Origin of the sequence: Tessaracoccus sp. OH4464_COT-324 (genome assembly GCF_003932855.1) — a bacterium.
Lineage (GTDB): Bacteria > Actinomycetota > Actinomycetes > Propionibacteriales > Propionibacteriaceae > Arachnia.
Genome location: NZ_RQYZ01000209.1, coordinates 1 through 249 on the forward strand (window position 1 = coordinate 1; position 249 = coordinate 249).

Genomic DNA, 249 nt, shown 5'->3' on the forward strand with positions numbered 1-249 from the left:
CGCTTCATTTCGTCTTCACGCCACCCAAGCTCGTTAACGACATCGGCACCACCACGCGCCGCGACGGCCATCTTGATCGCTCAGCACGCCAGCTCCGCGTTTGGGTGCAGGCCAGTGGCGGCACCAAGCAGGCGCCGTGCGTAGAGATCAATCACGGTGACCAGATACAGCTTCCCACCGGCTGTGGGGATCTCGGTCATGTCTCCCACCCACTTCACGTTTGGCCGCTCGGCGGTGAAGTTACGCTCG

At 62.7% G+C, this 249-nt stretch carries 1 protein-coding gene; it reads right to left on the reverse strand.

Features of this window, described 5'->3' with window-relative positions; translation table 11 throughout:
* Positions 1-80: 80 nt before the first annotated feature.
* Positions 81-218 carry a DDE-type integrase/transposase/recombinase gene (locus EII42_RS13670; protein ID WP_370318129.1) on the reverse strand — a complete coding sequence of 46 codons (138 nt, stop codon included), beginning with the start codon at positions 216-218 and terminating at the stop codon, positions 81-83.
* Positions 219-249: the final 31 nt, after the last annotated feature.